Source organism: Streptomyces sp. NBC_00846 (assembly GCF_045207325.1).
Taxonomy (GTDB): Bacteria; Actinomycetota; Actinomycetes; order Streptomycetales; family Streptomycetaceae; genus Streptomyces.
Genome location: NZ_CP108846.1, coordinates 3,271,826 through 3,291,446, shown reverse-complemented (window position 1 = coordinate 3,291,446; position 19,621 = coordinate 3,271,826). Strand labels below are relative to the sequence as shown.

Below are 19,621 nucleotides of genomic sequence, written 5' to 3'. Positions count from 1 at the left end.
GGACGGACGCGGTACAGAGACGCAGTACAGGCGCAGGACAGACGCGGTACAGAAATGACGCGGTACAGAAGAGCAGTACAGGCGCAGGACAGACAGGAGACAGGACCCCTCATGGCGATCCGCGTGATGCTCGTCGACGACCAGGTGCTGCTGCGCACCGGCTTCCGGATGGTGCTCGCCGCCCAGCCGGACATGGAGGTCGTGGCCGAGGCCGGCGACGGCGCGGAGGCGATCGGGATCCTGCGCGCCACCGCCGTCGACGTGGTGCTGATGGACGTCCGGATGCCGAGGCTGGACGGTGTCGAGGCCACCCGGCGCATCTGCGCGCAGCCGGATGCGCCCAAGGTGCTCATCCTGACCACGTTCGACCTCGACGAGTACGCCTTCTCCGGGCTGAAGGCCGGGGCCAGCGGCTTCATGCTCAAGGACGTGCCGCCCGCCGAACTGCTCGCCGCCATCCGCTCCGTGCACAGCGGCGACGCCGTCGTCGCCCCGTCCACCACCCGCCGGCTCCTGGACCGCTTCTCATCGATGCTGCCGAGCGGCACCAGCGAACCGCAGCACAAGGGCATCGCGAAGCTCACCGAACGTGAACGCGAAGTGATGCTGCTGGTCGCGCAGGGACTGTCGAACGGCGAGATCGCGGCACGCCTGGTGCTCTCCGAGGCGACCGTGAAGACGCACGTTGGCCGCATCCTCACCAAGCTGAGCCTGCGCGACCGGGTGCAGGTCGTCGTCCTCGCGTACGAGACGGGGCTGGTCAGGGCCGGCGGCGGCGGGATGGGCTGAACCGTGGGGGCGCTTCTCTGGATCAACGGGCCGTTCGGCGGCGGCAAGACGCACACGGCCTACGAGCTGAACCGGCGACTGCCCGGCAGTGTGGTCTGCGACCCCGAGCACGTCGGGTTCGGGCTGCACCGGATGCTCCCGCCGCGACTACGCGGTGACTTCCAGGACCTGACGGCCTGGCGGGACGGCGTGCGCGAGGTGCTGGGACTGGCGCTGCGGGGTCATCCGGGACCGGTGATCGCCCCGATGACGCTCGTCGACCCGGCTACTTCGCCGAGATCATCGGACGGCTGCGCGACGACGGGCACACCGTGCACCATTTCGCGCTGCTCGCCGCTTCGACTGAGCCGGCCGATACGGCCGACGGCTGTTCGGACCGGCCGATACGGCCGACAGCCGGTCGGGCCGGTCGACGCCCGGCGCGAATCGGGAGCGCCGCTCAGCGCAGGATGCCCTCCAGGAAGTCGCTGCCGAGCCGCGCCACCACGGTCAGGTCCAGCTGGTGCTGCACGTACCGGCCGCGCCGCCGGGTGGTGACCAGGCCCGCCTTCTTCAGCGCCGCGAGGTGCCGGGAGACCTCGGGCGCCGTGATGCCGTACGTCTCGGCGAGTTCGCCGGTCGTGTACGGGGAACGGGCGAGCTGGCGGCACAGGCGCATCCGCACCGGGTGGGCCAGCGCCTCCATACGCAGCCGGAGCAGTTCCACGGAGGCGGGGGAGGGCAGCTCGGGGCGGTGCACCGGGTAGTGGATCACCGGGCGCCAGCCCGGCGCGTACAGCAGGTTCAGGTGCGGCCAGCCGAAGGCGGACGGGACGAGGGTGAGCCCGGGGCGGCCGACAGCCGGGTCCGCCGCGTTCGCCAGGCCCTCGTTCAGCTTGTCGGCGCTGATCCGGGTCCCTGCCTCGTCGAGCGACAGCGCCGGGGACACCGCGCCCACCGCCTCGCCGAGCCCCTTGCGCCGCAGCAGATCCGTCTTGTGCCGGGCGTCGGCGACCAGTTGGACCCGCACCCGCCTCCAGGTGTCGGCGAAGAACGCCTGGTCGCAGTCCTCGAACAGGCGGCGGATCCAGCGGCGTACGGAGGCGGGATCGTCCAGCAGCTGCTGGGCGAATTCCACCTGCTGGGGGCCGCGCACCGCCGCCATGTCCAGGGCGCGGGCGCGCATCAGCGCGTCGCTGAGCGGGGAGGGCGCGCCGATCCCGTACAGGCTGGAGCAGTTGAACTCCAGGGCCGCGGCGACGAACCGCTCGTCGTCCAGCCGGTCGAGGATGTCCAGGTCCTCGGCGAGGTTCGCGCCCGTCCTGCCGTTGCCGCCGCGGACTCCGGCGAAGGCCATGAAGACGTCCGAGAACGTGTGGCGCCACAGGAAGTCGGCCTCGTGCAGCCGGTCGGCGAGGTCCGGCTCCAGTGCGCTGGCGGTCGCCGTCGCCCAGCCGTGCAGGCCGGGGTGGTGCCCCGGCTCGGAGAGGGCGTGCAGGGCCAGCCCCAGCTCGGCGAGGGGGGAGGTCTCGAAGACGATGCGGTCGGGCGCCAGCCCGGCGATGTCGATGTGCACGCTCACCCCTCCATAGTGCGGGGTGCCCGCGGCAGGCATCGCGCCATTTGACGGTGGTCGTCAATCGGCGGGCGGGCGGCGCCGGGACCGGCCCACGCTGAGGCCATGGACGCCCTTCAGCAGCACATGATCGACAGCTATCGCGCGGCTCAGCACGGCGAACCGCCGCCGCCACCGCCGGGCCGGCACGACCGGTCAGTACTGCGGACCGTCCGGGACCACTACGGCCGCTACCGCCGCCGTACCTGGTCCGCCCGGCCCGACGGACGTCAGTCCGACGGACGGAGTTGAGCCACCACCCGGTTCATGAACTCCGCCACCGCCTCCCGTACGTCCTGTGCCGTCCACTCCAGCCCTTCCCGGCCCACCGTGACCTCGGTGAACGCCACCCCGGGCGGGCCCGCGGCCGTGGGGTGCCAGTTCTGGAAGAGCGCCACGCCCGTCTCCTCCGCCTGCCGCACCGCCGCCTCCGTCAGGACGTCCGCCTCGTACGGCAGCCACACCTGGAACTGGTGCGTGTGCGGTGGTTCCGGATGCACCCGGAACCACCCGACGCCGGCCGCCGCGAAGCCCTCGGCCAGTGCCCCGGCCACCACCTTCGCCTGGGCCACGTACGACGGCAGCATCGGCAGCTCCTGGTCCAGGCCGATCAGCGCAGCGAGGGCCGCCGGGAACTGCTGGAAGAGCTGCCCGCCGTACCGGTGGCGCCAGGTGCGGGCCTCCTCGATCAGGGACTCGGGACCGGCCAGCGCGGCCCCGGAGATTCCGCCGAGGGTCTTGTAGAACGAGACGTACACACTGTCCGCGAGCGCCGCGATCTCCGGCAGTTCCCGCCCGAAGTGGGGGGCGCACTCCCACAGCCGCGCGCCGTCGACATGCACGACCGCATCGCGTTCCCGGGCGGCCGCCACCATGGCCTCCAGCTCCTCCCACGTCGGCAGGACGAAACCGGCATCGCGCAACGGCAGCTCCAGCATCAGCGTGCCGAACGGCTCGGCGAAGTCGCGGATCTCCTGCGCCGTGGGCGGCCGGGGCTCGGACGTCGGATGGACGGTACGCAGCCCGCTCACCGTTCCCAGCGCGCCACGCTCGTGCACCTCGGGGTGGGCCAGGGGATGCAGCGCCACGGTGGAATTTCCGGTCCGCCCGGCCCAGCACCGCAGTGCGACCTGCTGCGCCATCGTCCCGGTCGGGAAGAACGCGGCGGCCTCCATGCCCAGCAGGTCCGCGATCCGCCGCTCCAGCTCGGCGACGACCCCATCGCCGTATATGTCCGCAGGACGGCCGAGATCGGTGACCGCTGAGGCCCCCGCCGCCAGCGCGGCCAGCCGTTCACCGAGCGGGAGGTGCATGGGCGGCCTTTCCAGGACCCGCTCGGCCGCACGCCGGGCCTTCAGTCTGCGCAGCCGCTGCGCGTCCTTCGGTGACTGTTCCTGTGCCTGCGCATCCCCCTCCGGGTGCCGTGCCTGCTCTTCCGTGCTCGCCGTCTCTGCCGTCCCTGCTATCTCTGTCATGGGACGATCATTACGCAGGCAGCAGCCGGAGCCCGCACGTTTTTCGGGCTCGCAGGGACCTCGGGCCGAGCGCCCGCCGGGAGTTTTCCCACAGGCTGTGGACAGCCAGGGGCCGGGGCGAAACGCTGGCGTAGCATGCAGAGAAATCGTCCGGTACCCCCCGCGGACTGGAACGGAAGGCCACCGCCGCGTGAATGCATCAATTCCCAAGGAGCCCCTCGACGCGAGGGACCGCCCCGCCCGACTCACGGTCGGCGTCGTGGGCGCGGGCCGCGTCGGCCCTGCTCTCGCCGCGTCCCTGCAGCTCGCCGGGCACCGACCGGTCGCCGTGTCGGGCGTCTCCGACGCGTCGGTGCGCCGGGCGGCCACCCTGCTCCCCGACGTACCGCTGGTGCCGCCCGCCGAAGTGCTCGCGCGCGCCGAGCTGGTGCTGCTGACCGTTCCGGACGACGCCCTGCCCGGCCTGGTCGAGGGCCTCGCCGAGACGGGCGCGGTGCGGCCGGGACAACTGCTCGTCCACACCTCGGGGCGGTACGGGACACGGGTGCTGGACCCGGCCATGCGGGCCGGTGCCCTGCCGCTCGCCCTGCACCCGGTGATGACGTTCACCGGCACCTCCGTCGACGTCCAGCGGCTGGCCGGCTGTTCCTTCGGCGTGACCGCCCCCGAGGAGCTGCGGCTCGCCGCGGAGGCGCTGGTCATCGAGATGGGCGGCGAGCCCGAATGGATCGCGGAGGAGTCCCGCCCGCTCTACCACGCGGCGCTCGCCCTCGGCGCGAACCACCTGGTCACGCTGGTCGCCCAGTCGATGGAGCTGTTGCGTACGGCCGGGGTCGCCGCCCCCGACCGGATGCTCGGCCCCCTCCTCGGCGCCGCCCTCGACAACGCCCTGCGCTCCGGCGACGCCGCACTGACCGGTCCGGTGGCCCGAGGCGACGCCGGTACGGTCGCCGCGCACATGAGCGAGCTGCGCCGGCACGCTCCGCAGACCGTGGCCGGCTACCTCGCGATGGCCCGCGCCACGGCCGACCGCGCGCTCGCCCACGGCATGCTCAAGCCGGAGCCGGCCGAGGCCCTCCTCGGCGTGCTGGCCGACGGCGCCGACACCGCGGGCGGCACGGGATCACAGGAGCCCCGATGACCAACACGACCGGCAGGCCCGACGCACCGCACACGCGGGGCGCCACGCCTCCGACAGCGCAGTCGCACAAGCCCACCCCACCGCCCCGGCCCGCCCAGTCCCCCGTGTCTGCCATGCCCCACACCTCCCGCCCCGCCGCCTCGCCGCAAGCCCCCGGCGCCGCCCCCGCGGCCACCCTTCTCCGTACGGCTGCCGAGCTCACCGGGTTCGCGCCGCTCAAGGGGCCGCGGGCCGTCGTCATGACCATGGGCGCCCTCCACGAGGGCCACGCCACCCTGATCCGTACCGCACGCGCGGCCGCGGGCCCGGCCGGCCAGGTCGTCGTCACCGTCTTCGTCAACCCGCTCCAGTTCGGCGAGGCCGCCGACCTGGAGCGCTACCCACGGACCCTCGACGCCGATCTCGCCGTGGCCGGTGCCGCCGGGGCGGACGCGGTCTTCGCGCCGTCCGTCGACGAGGTGTACCCCGGCGGTGAGCCACAGGTCCGGATCTCGGCGGGCCCGATGGGCGAGCGGCTCGAAGGCACGTTCCGGCCGGGGCACTTCGACGGAATGCTCACCGTCGTCGCCAAGATGCTGCACCTCACCCGCCCCGATGCCGCGTTCTTCGGGCAGAAGGACGCCCAGCAGTTGGCGCTGATCCGCCGCATGGTGCGCGATCTGAACTTCCCCGTGGAGATCGTCGGCGTGGAGACGGTCCGCGAGCCGGACGGCCTCGCGCTCTCCAGCCGCAACCGCTTCCTGGACGCCGAGGAGCGGCACACCGCCCTCGCCCTGTCCCGGGCCCTGTTCGCGGCGCGCGACAGGCTCGCCGCCCAGCAGGCGCTGCACGCCCGCGCGCAGACCACCACGGCGACCACCGGCCGGGCCGCCGCGCTCACTGCGCTCGGCGAGACCCGCGCCGCCGCCGACACCCAGGCGGTGGCCCTGGCCCGCCCCGTGGACGGACCCGCCGCGGTGCGCGCCGCCGCGCGACTGATCCTCGACGACGCGTCCTCCGAACAGCCGCCGCTCGCCCTGGACTACCTGGCACTCGTGGACCCGGCCGACTTCACCGAGATCCCCGACGACCGCACCACCGGCGACGCGATCCTCGCCGTCGCGGCGAAGGTCGGCAAGACCCGTCTCATCGACAACATCCCGCTGACCTTCGGAGCCACCACGTGACCGGAATACGGCTGACCGCCCCCGCCCCCGGCTGGTCCATCGACGCCGACGTCGTGGTCGTCGGATCCGGCGTGGCCGGTCTCACCACCGCGTTGCGCTGCGCGGCCGCGGGTCTCGCCACCGTCGTCGTCACCAAGGCCCGCCTGGACGACGGCTCCACCCGCTGGGCGCAGGGCGGCATCGCCGCGGCACTCGGCGAGGGCGACACGCCCCAGCAGCATCTGGACGACACCCTGGTCGCGGGCGCGGGCCTGTGCGACGAGGCCGCGGTACGGACCCTGGTCACCGAGGGCCCCGACGCCGTGCGCCGGCTGATCGGGACCGGCGCCCACTTCGACACCACGGACAGCGGCGACATCGCGCTGACCCGCGAGGGCGGCCACCACCGGCGCCGCATCGCCCACGCGGGCGGTGACGCGACCGGCGCCGAGATCTCCCGCGCCCTGGTGAAGGCGGTCCGCGAAGCCGCCCTGCACACCGTCGAGAATGCCCTCGTCCTCGACCTCCTCACCGACGACGAGGGCCGTACCGCGGGCGTCACCCTCCACGTCATGGGCGAGGGCCAGCACGACGGCGTCGGCGCGGTCCGCGCCCCCGTCGTGGTCCTCGCCACCGGCGGCATGGGCCAGGTCTTCTCCGCCACCACCAACCCGGCGGTCTCCACCGGCGATGGCGTGGCCCTGGCGCTGCGGGCCGGCGCGGAGGTCTCCGACCTCGAATTCGTCCAGTTCCACCCGACGGTCCTCTTCCTCGGCGCCGACTCCGAGGGCCAGCAGCCCCTCGTGTCGGAGGCGGTACGGGGCGAGGGCGCCCATCTCGTCGACGCGTCCGGTACGCGCTTCATGACCGGGCAGCACGAACTGGCGGAACTGGCCCCGCGCGACATCGTCGCCAAGGCCATCACCCGCCAGATGCAGCTGCACGGCACCGAGCACATGTATCTCGACGCCCGTCACTTCGGCGCCGAGATGTGGGAACGGCGCTTCCCCACCATCCTGGCGGCCTGCCGCGCCCACGGCATCGACCCGATCACCGAACCCATTCCCGTCGCACCCGCCGCGCACTACGCCTCCGGCGGCATCCGTACCGACCTGCGGGGGCGTACGACCGTGCCCGGTCTGTACGCCTGCGGCGAGGTCGCGTGCACCGGCGTGCACGGCGCGAACCGGCTGGCGTCCAATTCCCTCCTGGAGGGCCTCGTCTTTGCCGAGCGCATCGCGGCGGACATCATCGAGGACCGGCCCCGCGCGGGCGCCGCGACCGCCGGCCGAAGCCCCCGCCCCGCCTCCTCGCCCCTCCCCGCCTCCTCGCCCCACGCGGCCTCCTCGCCTTTCCCGGCCCCCTTGCCGCTGCTCGCCCCCGAGGCGCGCGGCACGATCCAGCGGATCATGACCCGGGGTGCCGGAGTCCTGCGTTCCGCCGAGAGCCTGGCTATCGCCGCCGAGGAGCTGGAGGCCCTGCACGACAGTGCCGCCCGTGCCGCCGGCGAGGCCGAGCCCAAGGTCGCGGTGCCCGGCGTCGAGTCCTGGGAGGCCACCAATCTGCTGCTCGTCTCGCGCGTCCTGGTCGCCGCCGCCCGCCGGCGCGAGGAGACCCGCGGCTGCCACTGGCGCGAGGACCGGCCCGAGCGCGACGACGAGAGCTGGCGCCGCCACCTCGTCGTCCGGCTCACCCCGGAGCGTCAACTCGTCCTCCGTCGGACGGAGACCGAGGCATTCGGGCCCGTACGTCCGGCGCAGGCACCAGACTGCGCAACAGCAGCAGCACCCCTGATTCACCCCGTAGACGTCACCGAGGAGCCGTAACCGTGAGCACGCCCGAAGAGAATCCGCGCCCCACACCCGTGGACGTACCGCTGATCCAGATCGGCGCGCCCGCACCGTCCCAGGGCGGCTGCGGGGACGGCTGCGGCTGCGGCGAGGACGAGTACTACCGGCTCGACCCCCTGGAGTGCGGCCTCGACCCCGACCTTGCCCAGCTCCTGGCCGACGCGGGCCTGGACCCGGTCCAGGTCGAGGACGTCGCGCACGTCGCCATCGAGGAGGACCTCGACGGCGGGGTCGACGTCACCACCGTCGCGACTGTCGCCGAGGACGCCGTGGCCACCGGCGACTTCACCGCCCGGGAGGCGGGCGTCGTGGCCGGTCTGCGCGTCGCCGAGGCCGTCCTGTCCGTCGTCTGCACGGACGAGTTCGCGGTCGAGCGCCACGTCGAGGACGGCGACCGCGTCGTCTCCGGCCAGAAGCTGCTGACCGTCACCACCCGCACCCGCGACCTGCTCACCGGCGAGCGCAGCGCGCTCAACCTGCTCTGCAGGCTCTCCGGCATCGCGACCGCCACCCGCGCCTGGGCCGACGTCCTCGACGGCACGAAGGCCAAGGTCCGCGACACCCGCAAGACCACCCCGGGCCTGCGCGCCATGGAGAAGTACGCGGTGCGCTGCGGCGGCGGCGTCAACCACCGCATGTCGCTGTCGGACGCGGCGCTGGTCAAGGACAACCACGTGATCGCGGCCGGTGGCGTGGCCGAGGCCTTCAAGCGGGTACGGGACGAGTTCCCGGACGTACCGGTCGAGGTCGAGGTCGACACCCTGCAGCAGGTACGCGAGGTCGTCGACGCGGGCGCCGACGTGATCCTGCTGGACAACTTCACCCCGCTGCAGACCGCCGAGGCGGTCGCCCTGGTCGGCGGCCGCGCGGTCCTGGAGTCCTCCGGCCGGCTCTCCCTGGACACCGCACGCGCCTACGCGGAGGCGGGCGTCGACTACCTGGCCGTCGGCGCGCTCACCCACTCCTCGCCGATCCTCGACATCGGCCTGGACTTCCGCGACACCGACGGGGCCGGCGCCTGATGCTGCTCACCATCGACGTCGGCAACACCCACACCGTCCTCGGCCTGTTCGACGGTGAGGAGATCGTCGAGCACTGGCGGATCTCCACCGATGCCCGTCGCACCGCGGACGAGCTCGCGGTGCTGCTCCAGGGCCTGATGGGTATGCATCCGCTGCTGGGCATGGAGCTGGGCGACGGCATCGAGGGCATCGCGATCTGCTCCACGGTCCCGGCCGTCCTGCACGAGCTGCGCGAGGTGACCCGCCGCTACTACGGCGACGTCCCCGCGGTCCTCGTCGAGCCGGGCATCAAGACCGGGGTGCCGATCCTGATGGACAACCCGAAGGAGGTCGGCGCGGACCGCATCATCAACGCGGTCGCCGCCGTCGACCTGTACGGCGGTCCGGCGATCGTCGTCGACTTCGGCACGGCCACCACCTTCGACGCGGTCTCCGCCCGCGGCGAGTACACCGGCGGTGTCATCGCGCCGGGCATAGAGATCTCGGTCGAGGCGCTGGGCGTCAAGGGCGCCCAGCTCCGCAAGATCGAGCTGGCCCGGCCGCGCAGCGTGATCGGCAAGAACACGGTCGAGGCGATGCAGGCGGGCATCATCTACGGCTTCGCCGGCCAGGTCGACGGCGTGGTCGCACGGATGAAGAAGGAGCTGGCCGCCGACCCCGACGACGTCACCGTCATCGCGACGGGCGGCCTTGCGCCGATGGTGTTGGGCGAGTCCTCCGTCATCGATGAGCACGAGCCCTGGCTCACCCTCATCGGTCTGCGCCTGGTGTATGAGCGGAACATCGCCCGGATGTAGCGGACGTGGAGCGTGCCTGCGGGAACGGCGCGGCGGACCGGGAACCGCCGCCGCGCCGCCGACGACCCGTTAAGCGGATTTTGTCCATTTAGCACGTATTGTCGCGTTATGCCCACGCCTTACGGATCACGCGGCGGTATGGCGTTCAGCGCGGACGAGCTGCGTGTGCTCCGACGCGCCCTCTCCACCGCCCTTCACCCCACGCCCCTGCCCGACGAGGACGTCCAGGACTGCCTGCGGCTGGCGGGCGCCGTGGACGAGGCGGTCGGCGAGGCGGGACGGCTGCGCACGTTCCTGCTCGCCGACCTCGTCCGCTACCGCAACGCCCTCCCCGGCTCCGTCAGCGGCTACCTGGAGCTGCTCCAGGACGCCCTGGCGGGCGGATACGACCCCCGTCCCGACGACCTCGCCGCACTGCGCGCCCTGCGTCACAGACCGGTGGCCGCGGCCCTCCTGGAGCGCTGCCGGGTGCTCGCGGAGCGCTCGGTGCGGGCCCGCCTCGCCGGACGTGCCGTGCCTGCGGTGGCTCCCGCACCCCGCAGCCGGCTTCTCGCCCTGCCCGGCGGCCGGGCCGACGAAGCCGAACCCGAACAGCCGAAGACCCCGGTGGCCCCGGCCAGGCCGGGGCGGCCCGCCCCGTCGCCCGGGCGCCCGGCGCCCAAGCCCTCCGAAGTCTTCCCGCCCCGCCGCCCGGCCCCTCCGCCGCAGCAGCGCGCCGCGGGATAGCCGCGCCGCGAGCCGGAGGGGGTGCGCGGAGGTCCGTACCGGCCTCGCTACTCTGGACGCCATGGACTACGTATCCGCGCTCGTGCCCCCCGTGGTGATGGCCGCCTTCTTCATCGGCCTCGTCGTGACGATCGTCAAGAGCCAGGGCGGTCCCAACAAGGCCAAGGAGGACGCGGCCGTGGACTCGGTGCTCGGCCGCGCCGAGTCCGTTCAGCAGACCCCCCGGACCGACGGAGTCTGACACTCCGCTTCTCGCAGCACGCAAAGGGCGTACGACTCGTCAGGAGTCGTGCGCCCTTTCATTGCGTAAATAACCGAGCATTCCCGGCATCTGGCACTAAAGTGACATTATGCCCCGTCAATTGGGAGATCTGGAAGACGCCGTGATGACGCGGGTCTGGCAATGGAACCGTCCGGTCACCGTGCGGGAAGTCCTCGAGGACCTTCAGCAGGAACGCTCGATCGCCTACACGACCGTCATGACGGTAATGGACAATCTCCATCAGAAGGGCTGGGTGCGCAGGGAAGTAGATGGCCGCGCATATCGATATACGGCGGTCTCCACCCGTGCCGCGTACTCGGCCGCATTGATGAACGAGGCCTGGTCGCGCAGTGACAACCCCGCCGCCGCTCTCGTCGCCTTCTTCGGCATGATGTCCGCCGAGCAGCGCGAGGCACTCCGGGACGCCATGCGGATCGTCAGACCCGACCTGCCCGGTCCCTCCGAGCCCCGGACGCGGGAAGCGCCCGATGAAGGCAAGCGCGAAGCCGCGGATGAAGGCAAGCGCGAACCCGCGTACGAAGCCGCGGATGAACCGACCGATGAACCGACCGATGAGTCAACCGATGAACGGGCCGGAGATCCGGCCGATGGCGCGGGCCCGGAGTCCGGGCGATAGCGTCGGGGTATGTCCTCAGAGCTTCCGCATACGGATTTGCGTACCGAACCGTCGGTTATAAACGTGGCCATCACCGTCCGCCGCGCCAGGACCAGCGATGTGGCATCGGTCCGCCGTCTCCTCGACGGGTACGTACGTGAAGGCATCCTCCTCGACAAAGCGACGGTGACTCTTTACGAGGACATCCAGGAGTTCTGGATCGCGGAACGCGACGAGGACGCCCGGGTCATCGGCTGCGGTGCACTGCACGTGATGTGGGAAGACCTGGCCGAAGTGCGCACTCTCGCGGTCGACCACGGCATCCGGGGCGCCGGAGTCGGACATCAAGTACTGGACAAGTTGCTGCAGACCGCCCGCTGGCTGGGCGTACGCCGGGTTTTCTGTCTCACCTTCGAAGTCGACTTCTTCGCGAAGCACGGCTTCGTGGAGATCGGAGAGACACCGGTCGACGGAGATGTCTACAGCGAGCTGCTGCGTTCCTATGACGAGGGTGTAGCAGAGTTCCTGGGTCTCGAACGAGTGAAGCCGAACACCTTGGGCAACAGCCGGATGCTTCTGCACCTGTGACCGTCACAAGAAGCCGTAGCCCTATGTCCGAATCGCGCACGTTTCCCGTCTTCTTGCGATCCTGAACCTCTCCCGAGGGTTTGTGTTTTTCGGAGAAAAGCGGTTTCCTTTCCGCGTACTGCATTTTCGATGAAAGGAAATCCGGTGGCACAGAAGGTTCAGGTCCTTCTTGTCGATGACCTCGACGGCGGCGAGGCGGACGAGACCGTCACGTTCGCTCTGGATGGCAAGACGTACGAGATCGACCTCACCACGAGCAACGCGGACAAGCTCCGTGGTCTTCTTGAGCCGTACACCAAGGGTGGCCGGCGTACGGGTGGCCGCGCGGCGGCCGGCCGCGGCAAGGGCCGCGCTGTTACGGGTGGCAACAAGGACACCGCGGAGATCCGTAAGTGGGCGCGCGAGAACGGTCACAATGTGAATGACCGTGGTCGTGTTCCCGCGGACATCCGTGAGGCTTACGAGAAGGCCAACGGCTGAGCTGTCGACTCATCGGTCGACCGCCCCGTTCGGGCGCGCATCAACCGGACCCGGTGGCATTCCGTCGCCACCGCGTCCACGAGCCGTACGAGATCGGGAGCATCCCCACCCCTGCTCCCGAGGCCGCTCAGGGCCGGTAGCTCCGGCTCTTCCTCGTGCCGCAGCCCGGGGGGCCGCAGCCATACGGCGGCCCCCGGCCGGCTCGGTACCCCGCCGGGCGGCACCGGCGCGGTGATCCGGCCGCCCGCACCGATGGCGGTCAGCGAGAGGGTGATCCCGCCCCACTCCAGCCAGTCGAGCAGCCCGGGCAGCTCGTCGGCGCTTCCCGCCGCGACCAGCAGGCTCATCCGTGCGCCCGCCAGTGCCACCGGCCCGCTGCGTCCGACCCGCCGCAGCGCCGCACGGCCGACGGCAGCGGGCACCTGCAGGACGTCGAACCGCAGCCCGGTCAGCAACCGCACCGGTGTGGTGCCCTCCGTTGCCCAGCCGAGCTCGCGTTCGTACCACCGTGCCCACCATGCGCAGGCGTCGAGGCTCTTCCGCCCGTCGGTGAACGACGGCGGGGGAGGCGGGACGATGATGGCCATGCCGGATGAACGGCCGAGCCGCATCAACGGTTACGCGGAGTCCGTGACCGGGTGTGCAGTGTGTCCGACATGGGGGCGTAGGGGCGTATGAGGGAGCGTAAATATGTTCGCCCATAGCGGAGGGAACCGGCGTGCGCCGCATGGACTGTCTGTAATAGCGGGTAAGACATCCCTAGTGGGGAGGGGCGACACGCAGGCCCGGGCATCTCACGTTCGCCATCGGCGTACTGATGAAGGGCGTATCTGCCTGGCCTGCGGGAACATCGTCTCGCACCATCGGGTTGGAGCAGATGTCGGCGTTCGGGGCGGGAGGCCAAGGACGGTGTCGGCAGTTGGAATGAGCGGTCCCCGCTTGCGGGACTAAGCTGCGGAAGGACAGGGAGGGGACCGACCCCTTACTGCCTGACCGCTCTGAGGAGCGATTAACGATGTTCGAGAGGTTCACCGACCGCGCGCGGCGGGTTGTCGTCCTGGCTCAGGAAGAAGCCCGGATGCTCAACCACAACTACATCGGCACCGAGCACATCCTCCTGGGCCTAATCCACGAGGGTGAGGGTGTCGCCGCTAAGGCCCTGGAGAGCCTCGGGATTTCGCTCGAGGCGGTCCGCCAGCAGGTGGAGGAGATCATCGGCCAGGGCCAGCAGGCCCCGTCCGGGCACATTCCCTTCACCCCCCGGGCCAAGAAGGTCCTGGAGCTGTCGCTCCGTGAGGCCCTCCAGCTCGGCCACAACTACATTGGCACCGAGCACATTCTGCTCGGTCTGATCCGCGAGGGTGAGGGTGTCGCCGCCCAGGTCCTCGTGAAGCTGGGCGCCGACCTGAACCGGGTGCGGCAGCAGGTCATCCAGCTGCTCTCCGGGTACTCGGGCGGCAAGGAGGCGGCAACCGCGGGCGGCCCCGCGGAAGGCACGCCTTCCACGTCCCTGGTGCTCGACCAGTTCGGCCGGAATCTCACCCAGGCGGCTCGCGAATCCAAGCTCGACCCGGTCATCGGGCGCGAGAAGGAGATCGAGCGGGTCATGCAGGTGCTGTCCCGTCGTACCAAGAACAACCCGGTTCTCATCGGCGAGCCCGGCGTCGGCAAGACGGCGGTCGTCGAGGGACTGGCGCAGGCCATCGTCAAGGGCGAGGTGCCCGAGACCCTCAAGGACAAGCACCTCTACACCCTGGACCTCGGTGCGCTGGTCGCCGGCTCCCGCTACCGCGGTGACTTCGAGGAGCGCCTGAAGAAGGTCCTCAAGGAGATCCGCACCCGCGGCGACATCATCCTGTTCATCGACGAGCTCCACACCCTGGTGGGTGCGGGCGCCGCCGAGGGCGCGATCGACGCCGCCAGCATCCTCAAGCCGATGCTGGCCCGCGGCGAGCTGCAGACCATCGGTGCGACGACGCTCGACGAGTACCGCAAGCACCTGGAGAAGGACGCCGCGCTGGAGCGCCGCTTCCAGCCCATCCAGGTCGCGGAGCCGTCGCTGCCGCACACCATCGAGATCCTCAAGGGCCTGCGCGACCGCTACGAGGCCCACCACCGCGTCTCCATCACGGACGAGGCGCTGGTCCAGGCCGCGACGCTGGCCGACCGGTACATCTCGGACCGCTTCCTGCCGGACAAGGCGATCGACCTGATCGACGAGGCCGGTTCCCGGATGCGCATCCGCCGGATGACCGCGCCGCCGGACCTCCGCGAGTTCGACGAGAAGATCGCGGGCGTCCGCCGCGACAAGGAGTCCGCGATCGACTCGCAGGACTTCGAGAAGGCCGCGTCCCTGCGCGACAAGGAGAAGCAGCTCCTCGCCGCGAAGACCAAGCGCGAGAAGGAGTGGAAGGCCGGCGACATGGACGTCGTGGCCGAGGTCGACGGCGAGCTGATCGCCGAGGTCCTGGCCACCGCGACCGGCATCCCGGTCTTCAAGCTGACGGAGGAGGAGTCCTCCCGGCTGCTGCGCATGGAGGACGAGCTCCACAAGCGCGTCATCGGCCAGAAGGACGCCATCAAGGCCCTCTCGAAGGCGATCCGCCGTACGCGAGCCGGTCTGAAGGACCCGAAGCGCCCCGGTGGTTCGTTCATCTTCGCCGGCCCGTCCGGTGTCGGTAAGACGGAGCTGTCGAAGACGCTCGCCGAATTCCTCTTCGGTGACGAGGACGCGCTGATCGCCCTCGACATGTCGGAGTTCAGCGAGAAGCACACGGTTTCCCGCCTCTTCGGTTCTCCCCCCGGTTACGTCGGTTACGAAGAGGGCGGCCAGCTCACCGAGAAGGTGCGCCGCAAGCCGTTCTCCGTCGTTCTCTTCGACGAGGTCGAGAAGGCCCACCCCGATATCTTCAATTCCCTGCTCCAGATTCTGGAGGACGGTCGCCTGACCGACTCCCAGGGCCGGGTCGTGGACTTCAAGAACACGGTCATCATCATGACGACCAACCTCGGGACCCGGGACATCTCCAAGGGCTTCAACCTGGGCTTCGCCGCCCAGGGCGACGTCAAGACGAACTACGAGCGGATGAAGGTCAAGGTCAACGAAGAGCTCAAGCAGCACTTCCGCCCCGAGTTCCTCAACCGTGTCGACGACACGGTCGTCTTCCACCAGCTCACCGAGGAAGACATCATCCAGATCGTCGACCTCATGCTCGCCAAGGTGGACGAGCGCCTGAAGGACCGCGACATGGGCATCGAGCTGAGCTCGGAAGCCAAGTCGCTCCTGGCGAAGAAGGGCTACGACCCCGTGATGGGCGCCCGGCCGCTGCGCCGGACGATCCAGCGCGAGATCGAGGACATCCTCTCCGAGAAGATCCTCTTCGGTGAGCTGCGCTCCGGTCACATCGTGGTCGTCGGCACCGACGGCGAGGGCGAGGAGAAGAAGTTCACCTTCCGCGGCGAGGAGAAGTCGGCTCTGCCCGACGTCCCCCCGATCGAGCAGGCGGCGGGCGGCGCGGGACCGAACATGTCGAAGGACGTGTGAGGACGCGCCGAAGCGTGTGAGCGCCTGAGCGCCTGAAGGGGCTGCCCCGGAACCGTGAGAAACGGTCCGGGGCAGCCCCTTTTTGCCGTGCCCCGTGTCCGTGCCCCCCCGTGTCCGTGCCCGCGTTGTGCCCCGTGCCCGGGCCGCGATCGGTGCCGAGCACCTCGGAACGGTGAACCGGAAAACGACTTCACCCGTCGGCCGAAGGCCCCGATCGGACGGGCTTCGGTCCCACCGGCGGTGACAAGGCACACAGCCCTTTCGGGGCCTACTAGCCGCGATAGGAGAGGGTGCCGCGGTCGCGGCAGGCACCTTTGTCCCTGCGCGGGGAGGGGGTTTCGGGGCCCCGGCGGAGGAGCCTGAATCGCTATGTTTAGTCCGGTTCGACCGGTTTGGAGCTGGGGTTAAACCTGTCTGAAAAGGGAGTCTCGGTGCGTCCCGGTGGCGGGTGCGCGGGACCGTCTGCAGCGAATTCCCGAAGGTGCCGCTACGGCTTTTGTTCGTAGATGGGGTATTTGAGCATGAGTGGGGGTGCGGGTTACCAAGGAATGGCCAGCCCGGCCGAAGCGTCGGGTCCAGTCATCTCCGGAGGTTCTCCGCTTATGTCGAAGCGCGTTTCGTTCCAGCACTCCCGCCGTCCGTCCCTGTCCCGTGTCCGTGGCGCCGTGGTGGCAGCCGGCCTGGGGACGTCGATGGTTCTCGGTGCGGGCGCTGCGTTCGCGGCCGCCACGGCAGGTTCTCCCGGCGTTGCGAGCCTGATGAACAACTCTGCGGCCGAGTCGGTCGCCCAGCAGGCGGCCGTGCAGGGCAAGGCGGCCAAGGCGGCCAAGGTCGCCGAGGTCGCCAAGGAGAAGGCGGCCAAGAAGGCGGCCGCGAAGAAGGCCGCCGGCTGGGAGACCCCGGTGAGCCGCTACCAGCTGAGCGCGAGCTTCGGCAACGACGGCAGCCGCTGGGCCCACAAGCACTCCGGCCAGGACTTCGCCGTGCCGATCGGCACCGAGGTCAAGGCCGCGCACCGCGGCACCGTCGTGAAGGCCGGCCCGAACGGCGGCGGCGACGGTCCCGCGTACGGCAACGCCGTCGTGATCAAGCACGCCAACGGCACGTACTCGCAGTACGCCCACCTGGCGCAGATCGATGTGCGCATCGGCGAGACCGTGAAGACGGGCCAGAAGATCGCCCTCTCCGGCAACACCGGCAACTCCAGCGGCCCGCACCTGCACTTCGAGATCCGCCACACCGCCGACTACGGTTCCGCGGTCAACCCGGTCAGCTTCCTGCACAAGGAGGGCGTCTCGGTCTGATTCGACCGGGACGGACCCCGCTGCTCGGCGGACTCCGCGATCGCGCTGGTCACCACCTGGGGCGGTTCGGAGTACGACTGGAACTCCGCTGTGATCACGGAGCTCATCGCGATCGGCGTTGCACGATGTGCGCGCAAGAGTCCGCGTACGGAGAGGCTCCCGGGGCACCACGCCCCGGGAGCCTCTCCCCTATCCGCTTCAGCCGCCGGTCCGTCTGCGAACGGACTGTGTGCTCTCCCCGTCCCCGCTGCCTGGCGTGCGCTGTTCGGACACGCGCAGGACCGGGAAGCTGCCGGTGTTCGTCGGCGCGTGCTCGGGCAGCCACAGCACGGCGATCGCCCCGCCCGCGCCCTTCGCCGCCCCCTCCGGCCCCGCGTTGCGGAAGGTCAGCCGGGCCCCGAGGACCCGCGCCTGGCCGGCCGCGATCGTCAGCCCGAGACCGTGGCCGTGCCCGGCCCGGTCGCTGCTTCCGGTACGGAACCGGCTCGGCCCCTCACGCAGCAGCGCCGCCGGGAACCCGGCACCGTGATCGCGGATCCGTACCACCCGGCCCTCGACCGTGACCTCCACCGGCGTGGCACCGTGCTTCGCGGCGTTGCCCAGCAGATTGCCGAGGATCCGCTCCAGCCGGCGCGGATCGGTGCTGACCCAGGACTCATGGACGACCCGCACCCGCACATCCGGATCCAGCAGCGCGATCCGCCGGCTGACGAACTCGCCCAGCGCGATCTCCTGCAGCTCGGCCCGTTCCGACGCACTGTCCAGCCGGGCCACCTCCAGCACGTCCTCGACCAGCGTGCGCATCGCCTGCGCCCGGTCCCGTACGAGCTCCGTGGGACGGCCCGGCGGCAGCAGCTCGGCGGCCGTCAGCAGACCCGTCACCGGCGTACGCAGCTCGTGCGCGATGTCCGCGGTGACCCGGCGTTCCGCCTCGATCCGTTCGTTGAGCGCGTCCGTCAGCGCGTCCACCGCCCGGGCCAGCTCATCGGTCTCGTCCTGGACGACACCACCGACGGCCTCCCGGACCCGTACGTCCGTGTTGCCCTCCGCGACCAGGCCGGCCGCGGCGGCCGCCTTGCGCAGCCGGCGCGACAGCTGCCCGCCGATCAGCACACCCAGCGCGCAGCCGCCGAGCACCACGGAGACCGAGCCGATGATCAACGCCCGGTCCAGGTCACTCATGATCGTGGCGCTGCGATCGGCGAAATGCGTGTGCAGAGAGAGGACATTGCCGTTGCCGACCGGCACGGCCGCCCACACATCGGGCACCCCGTTCTTGAGCTCCTCGACATGCGTGGCGCGCCGGTTCCTGCTGGTCTCCGCGCGCAGGCCGCGTGGCATCGTCGGGTCGTTGAGCTTGGCGCCGAACCGGGGGTCGGCCTTCTGTGTCTTCTTGGCCTCGTACAGGAGCTGCGCGTATGTCAGCCTCTCCAGCTGGACCTCGCGCGCGTTCTCCAGCATCGAGACCCGCGCGGCGTTGTGGACGACGAAGCTGAGCGCGACCGCGGTCAGCGCGCCGACCGCCGCGATGGCGATGCTGATCTTCCAGCGGACCCCCGTCCGCAGAGCGAGCCGCTTCATGGCCGGAGTTTGTAGCCGAAGCCGCGGACCGTCTCGATCCGGTCCTGGCCGACCTTGGTGCGCAGCCGCTGCACATGGACATCCACGACCCGGGTGTCACCGCCCCATCCGTAGTCCCAGACCCGCTCCAGGAGCTTGTCGCGGGAGAGCACGGTGCCGGGCGCGGCGGAGAACTCCAGCAGCAGCCGCATCTCGGTCGGGGTCAGCGCCACGTGCTCGCCGGCCCGGTGGACCTCCATGCCCTCGGTGTCGATCTCCAGGTCGCCGAAGACGAGCACCCCGCCGACGGGCTGCTGGTCCGGCTCCCCGTTGCCCGGCTGCCCGCCGCCCGACGCATGGCCGAAGCGGCGCAGCACGGCACGTATCCGGGCGACCAGGACCGCCCCGTCGAAGGGCTTGGTGACGTAGTCGTCGGCGCCGGCCTCCAGGCCGAGCACCACATCGATCGAGTCGGCCCGGGCCGACAGCATGATCACGGGGACGGTCGACTCGTCGCGGATGCGACGGCAGAGGCTGACCCCGTCGAGGCCCGGCACCATGACGTCGAGCAGCGCGATGTCGGGACGGTCGGCCCGGAACGCCTCCAGGCCCGACAGGCCGTCGGGCTTCGCGGTGACCGCGAAGCCGTCGCGCTCCAGCGCCAGCTGGGTGGCCTCTCGGATGACGTCGTCGTCCTCGACGAACAGGACGTGGGTCTCGGCCATCGG

General features: G+C 70.8%; 19 protein-coding genes and 1 pseudogene. 15 read left to right on the top strand and 5 right to left on the bottom strand.

Annotated elements, in window-relative coordinates; translation table 11 throughout:
- Positions 1–111 precede the first annotated feature (111 nt).
- Entirely contained in the window at positions 112–789 is a 678-nt protein-coding gene (locus tag OG936_RS15180; RefSeq protein WP_383757137.1) for a response regulator, read from the top strand.
- Positions 790–792: 3 nt separating this feature from the next.
- Positions 793–1,124: pseudogene (locus OG936_RS15175) on the top strand (ATP-binding protein); the annotation flags it as partial.
- Positions 1,125–1,228: 104 nt separating this feature from the next.
- Here OG936_RS15175 and OG936_RS15170 read toward each other — a convergent pair.
- Entirely contained in the window at positions 1,229–2,344 is a 1,116-nt protein-coding gene (locus OG936_RS15170) for a DUF5937 family protein (RefSeq protein ID WP_406500460.1), read from the bottom strand.
- 105 nt (positions 2,345–2,449) lie between these two features.
- On the opposite strand from OG936_RS15170, the gene OG936_RS15165 reads away from it, so the two are divergent.
- Positions 2,450–2,635, top strand: a complete 186-nt coding sequence (locus tag OG936_RS15165) for a hypothetical protein (protein WP_406495274.1) — start codon at positions 2,450–2,452, stop codon at positions 2,633–2,635.
- Here the strand turns inward: OG936_RS15165 and OG936_RS15160 are convergent.
- Positions 2,614–3,858, bottom strand: a complete 1,245-nt coding sequence (locus tag OG936_RS15160; RefSeq protein ID WP_406495273.1) for a threonine aldolase family protein — start codon at positions 3,856–3,858, stop codon at positions 2,614–2,616. The two genes, OG936_RS15165 and OG936_RS15160, sit on opposite strands and share 22 nt — an antisense overlap.
- Positions 3,859–4,048: 190 nt before the next feature.
- On the opposite strand from OG936_RS15160, the gene OG936_RS15155 reads away from it, so the two are divergent.
- The 10 genes from OG936_RS15155 to OG936_RS15110 all read left to right on the top strand — a co-directional run bounded on the left by OG936_RS15155 (position 4,049) and on the right by OG936_RS15110 (position 12,485).
- Positions 4,049–4,999, top strand: a complete 951-nt coding sequence (locus tag OG936_RS15155) for a Rossmann-like and DUF2520 domain-containing protein (protein ID WP_406495271.1) — start codon at positions 4,049–4,051, stop codon at positions 4,997–4,999.
- A gap of 113 nt (positions 5,000–5,112) precedes the next feature.
- Positions 5,113–6,165, top strand: a complete 1,053-nt coding sequence (gene panC, locus OG936_RS15150; protein ID WP_406500459.1) for a pantoate--beta-alanine ligase — start codon at positions 5,113–5,115, stop codon at positions 6,163–6,165.
- On the top strand, positions 6,162–7,970 hold the full coding sequence (locus tag OG936_RS15145) for an L-aspartate oxidase (RefSeq protein WP_406495269.1): 1,809 nt from the start codon (positions 6,162–6,164) through the stop codon (positions 7,968–7,970). Before panC ends, OG936_RS15145 begins: the two co-directional genes overlap by 4 nt.
- A 2-nt stretch (positions 7,971–7,972) precedes the next feature.
- Entirely contained in the window at positions 7,973–9,016 is a 1,044-nt protein-coding gene (nadC, locus tag OG936_RS15140; RefSeq protein WP_406495267.1) for a carboxylating nicotinate-nucleotide diphosphorylase, read from the top strand.
- Positions 9,016–9,813, top strand: a complete 798-nt coding sequence (locus OG936_RS15135) for a type III pantothenate kinase (protein WP_383757123.1) — start codon at positions 9,016–9,018, stop codon at positions 9,811–9,813. The genes nadC and OG936_RS15135 overlap by 1 nt, the downstream gene beginning before the upstream one ends.
- Before the next feature lie 138 nt (positions 9,814–9,951).
- Positions 9,952–10,539: a hypothetical protein gene (locus OG936_RS15130; protein WP_406500458.1), complete on the top strand. Its 588-nt coding sequence runs from the start codon at positions 9,952–9,954 to the stop codon at positions 10,537–10,539.
- A gap of 61 nt (positions 10,540–10,600) precedes the next feature.
- Positions 10,601–10,780: a hypothetical protein gene (locus OG936_RS15125; RefSeq protein ID WP_266746956.1), complete on the top strand. Its 180-nt coding sequence runs from the start codon at positions 10,601–10,603 to the stop codon at positions 10,778–10,780.
- A 109-nt stretch (positions 10,781–10,889) separates the two neighbouring features.
- Positions 10,890–11,438, top strand: a complete 549-nt coding sequence (locus OG936_RS15120) for a BlaI/MecI/CopY family transcriptional regulator (RefSeq protein WP_406495264.1) — start codon at positions 10,890–10,892, stop codon at positions 11,436–11,438.
- A 9-nt stretch (positions 11,439–11,447) separates the two neighbouring features.
- On the top strand, positions 11,448–12,005 hold the full coding sequence (locus OG936_RS15115) for an amino-acid N-acetyltransferase (protein ID WP_266746954.1): 558 nt from the start codon (positions 11,448–11,450) through the stop codon (positions 12,003–12,005).
- Between the two features lie 144 nt (positions 12,006–12,149).
- Complete coding sequence (locus OG936_RS15110; RefSeq protein WP_266746953.1) at positions 12,150–12,485, top strand: Lsr2 family protein; 336 nt, start codon at positions 12,150–12,152, stop codon at positions 12,483–12,485.
- Here OG936_RS15110 and OG936_RS15105 read toward each other — a convergent pair.
- Positions 12,464–13,072 (bottom strand): SCO3374 family protein, encoded by a 609-nt coding sequence (locus tag OG936_RS15105; protein WP_406495262.1) that lies wholly within the window; start codon positions 13,070–13,072, stop codon positions 12,464–12,466. The genes OG936_RS15110 and OG936_RS15105 overlap by 22 nt on opposite strands.
- A 428-nt stretch (positions 13,073–13,500) precedes the next feature.
- On the opposite strand from OG936_RS15105, the gene OG936_RS15100 reads away from it, so the two are divergent.
- Positions 13,501–16,029 (top strand): ATP-dependent Clp protease ATP-binding subunit, encoded by a 2,529-nt coding sequence (locus tag OG936_RS15100; RefSeq protein ID WP_406495260.1) that lies wholly within the window; start codon positions 13,501–13,503, stop codon positions 16,027–16,029.
- A 602-nt stretch (positions 16,030–16,631) separates the two neighbouring features.
- Complete coding sequence (locus OG936_RS15095; protein WP_406495258.1) at positions 16,632–17,333, top strand: M23 family metallopeptidase; 702 nt, start codon at positions 16,632–16,634, stop codon at positions 17,331–17,333.
- A gap of 198 nt (positions 17,334–17,531) precedes the next feature.
- Here the strand turns inward: OG936_RS15095 and cseC are convergent, their stop codons facing one another.
- A complete protein-coding gene (cseC, locus tag OG936_RS15090; protein WP_406495256.1) occupies positions 17,532–18,914 on the bottom strand; it encodes a two-component system sensor histidine kinase CseC in 1,383 nt (460 codons plus the stop codon).
- Complete coding sequence (cseB, locus tag OG936_RS15085; protein WP_266746946.1) at positions 18,911–19,618, bottom strand: two-component system response regulator CseB; 708 nt, start codon at positions 19,616–19,618, stop codon at positions 18,911–18,913. The genes cseC and cseB overlap by 4 nt, the downstream gene beginning before the upstream one ends.
- Between the last annotated feature and the right edge of the window lie 3 nt (positions 19,619–19,621).

Excerpts from the sequence above, each read along its gene's own strand:
- OG936_RS15135 (WP_383757123.1), top strand. The coding sequence starts at position 9,016 with ATGCTGCTCACCATCGACGTCGGCAACACCCACACCGTCCTCGGCCTG.
- OG936_RS15125 (WP_266746956.1), top strand. The coding sequence starts at position 10,601 with ATGGACTACGTATCCGCGCTCGTGCCCCCCGTGGTGATGGCCGCCTTC.
- OG936_RS15095 (WP_406495258.1), top strand. The coding sequence starts at position 16,632 with ATGTCGAAGCGCGTTTCGTTCCAGCACTCCCGCCGTCCGTCCCTGTCC.
- cseC (WP_406495256.1), bottom strand. The coding sequence starts at position 18,914 with ATGAAGCGGCTCGCTCTGCGGACGGGGGTCCGCTGGAAGATCAGCATC.
- OG936_RS15160 (WP_406495273.1), bottom strand. The coding sequence starts at position 3,858 with ATGACAGAGATAGCAGGGACGGCAGAGACGGCGAGCACGGAAGAGCAG.
- cseB (WP_266746946.1), bottom strand. The coding sequence starts at position 19,618 with ATGGCCGAGACCCACGTCCTGTTCGTCGAGGACGACGACGTCATCCGA.
- OG936_RS15180 (WP_383757137.1), top strand. The coding sequence starts at position 112 with ATGGCGATCCGCGTGATGCTCGTCGACGACCAGGTGCTGCTGCGCACC.
- OG936_RS15165 (WP_406495274.1), top strand. The coding sequence starts at position 2,450 with ATGGACGCCCTTCAGCAGCACATGATCGACAGCTATCGCGCGGCTCAG.
- OG936_RS15100 (WP_406495260.1), top strand. The coding sequence starts at position 13,501 with ATGTTCGAGAGGTTCACCGACCGCGCGCGGCGGGTTGTCGTCCTGGCT.
- OG936_RS15115 (WP_266746954.1), top strand. The coding sequence starts at position 11,448 with ATGTCCTCAGAGCTTCCGCATACGGATTTGCGTACCGAACCGTCGGTT.
- OG936_RS15120 (WP_406495264.1), top strand. The coding sequence starts at position 10,890 with ATGCCCCGTCAATTGGGAGATCTGGAAGACGCCGTGATGACGCGGGTC.
- OG936_RS15105 (WP_406495262.1), bottom strand. The coding sequence starts at position 13,072 with ATGGCCATCATCGTCCCGCCTCCCCCGCCGTCGTTCACCGACGGGCGG.
- panC (WP_406500459.1), top strand. The coding sequence starts at position 5,113 with ATGCCCCACACCTCCCGCCCCGCCGCCTCGCCGCAAGCCCCCGGCGCC.
- OG936_RS15130 (WP_406500458.1), top strand. The coding sequence starts at position 9,952 with ATGGCGTTCAGCGCGGACGAGCTGCGTGTGCTCCGACGCGCCCTCTCC.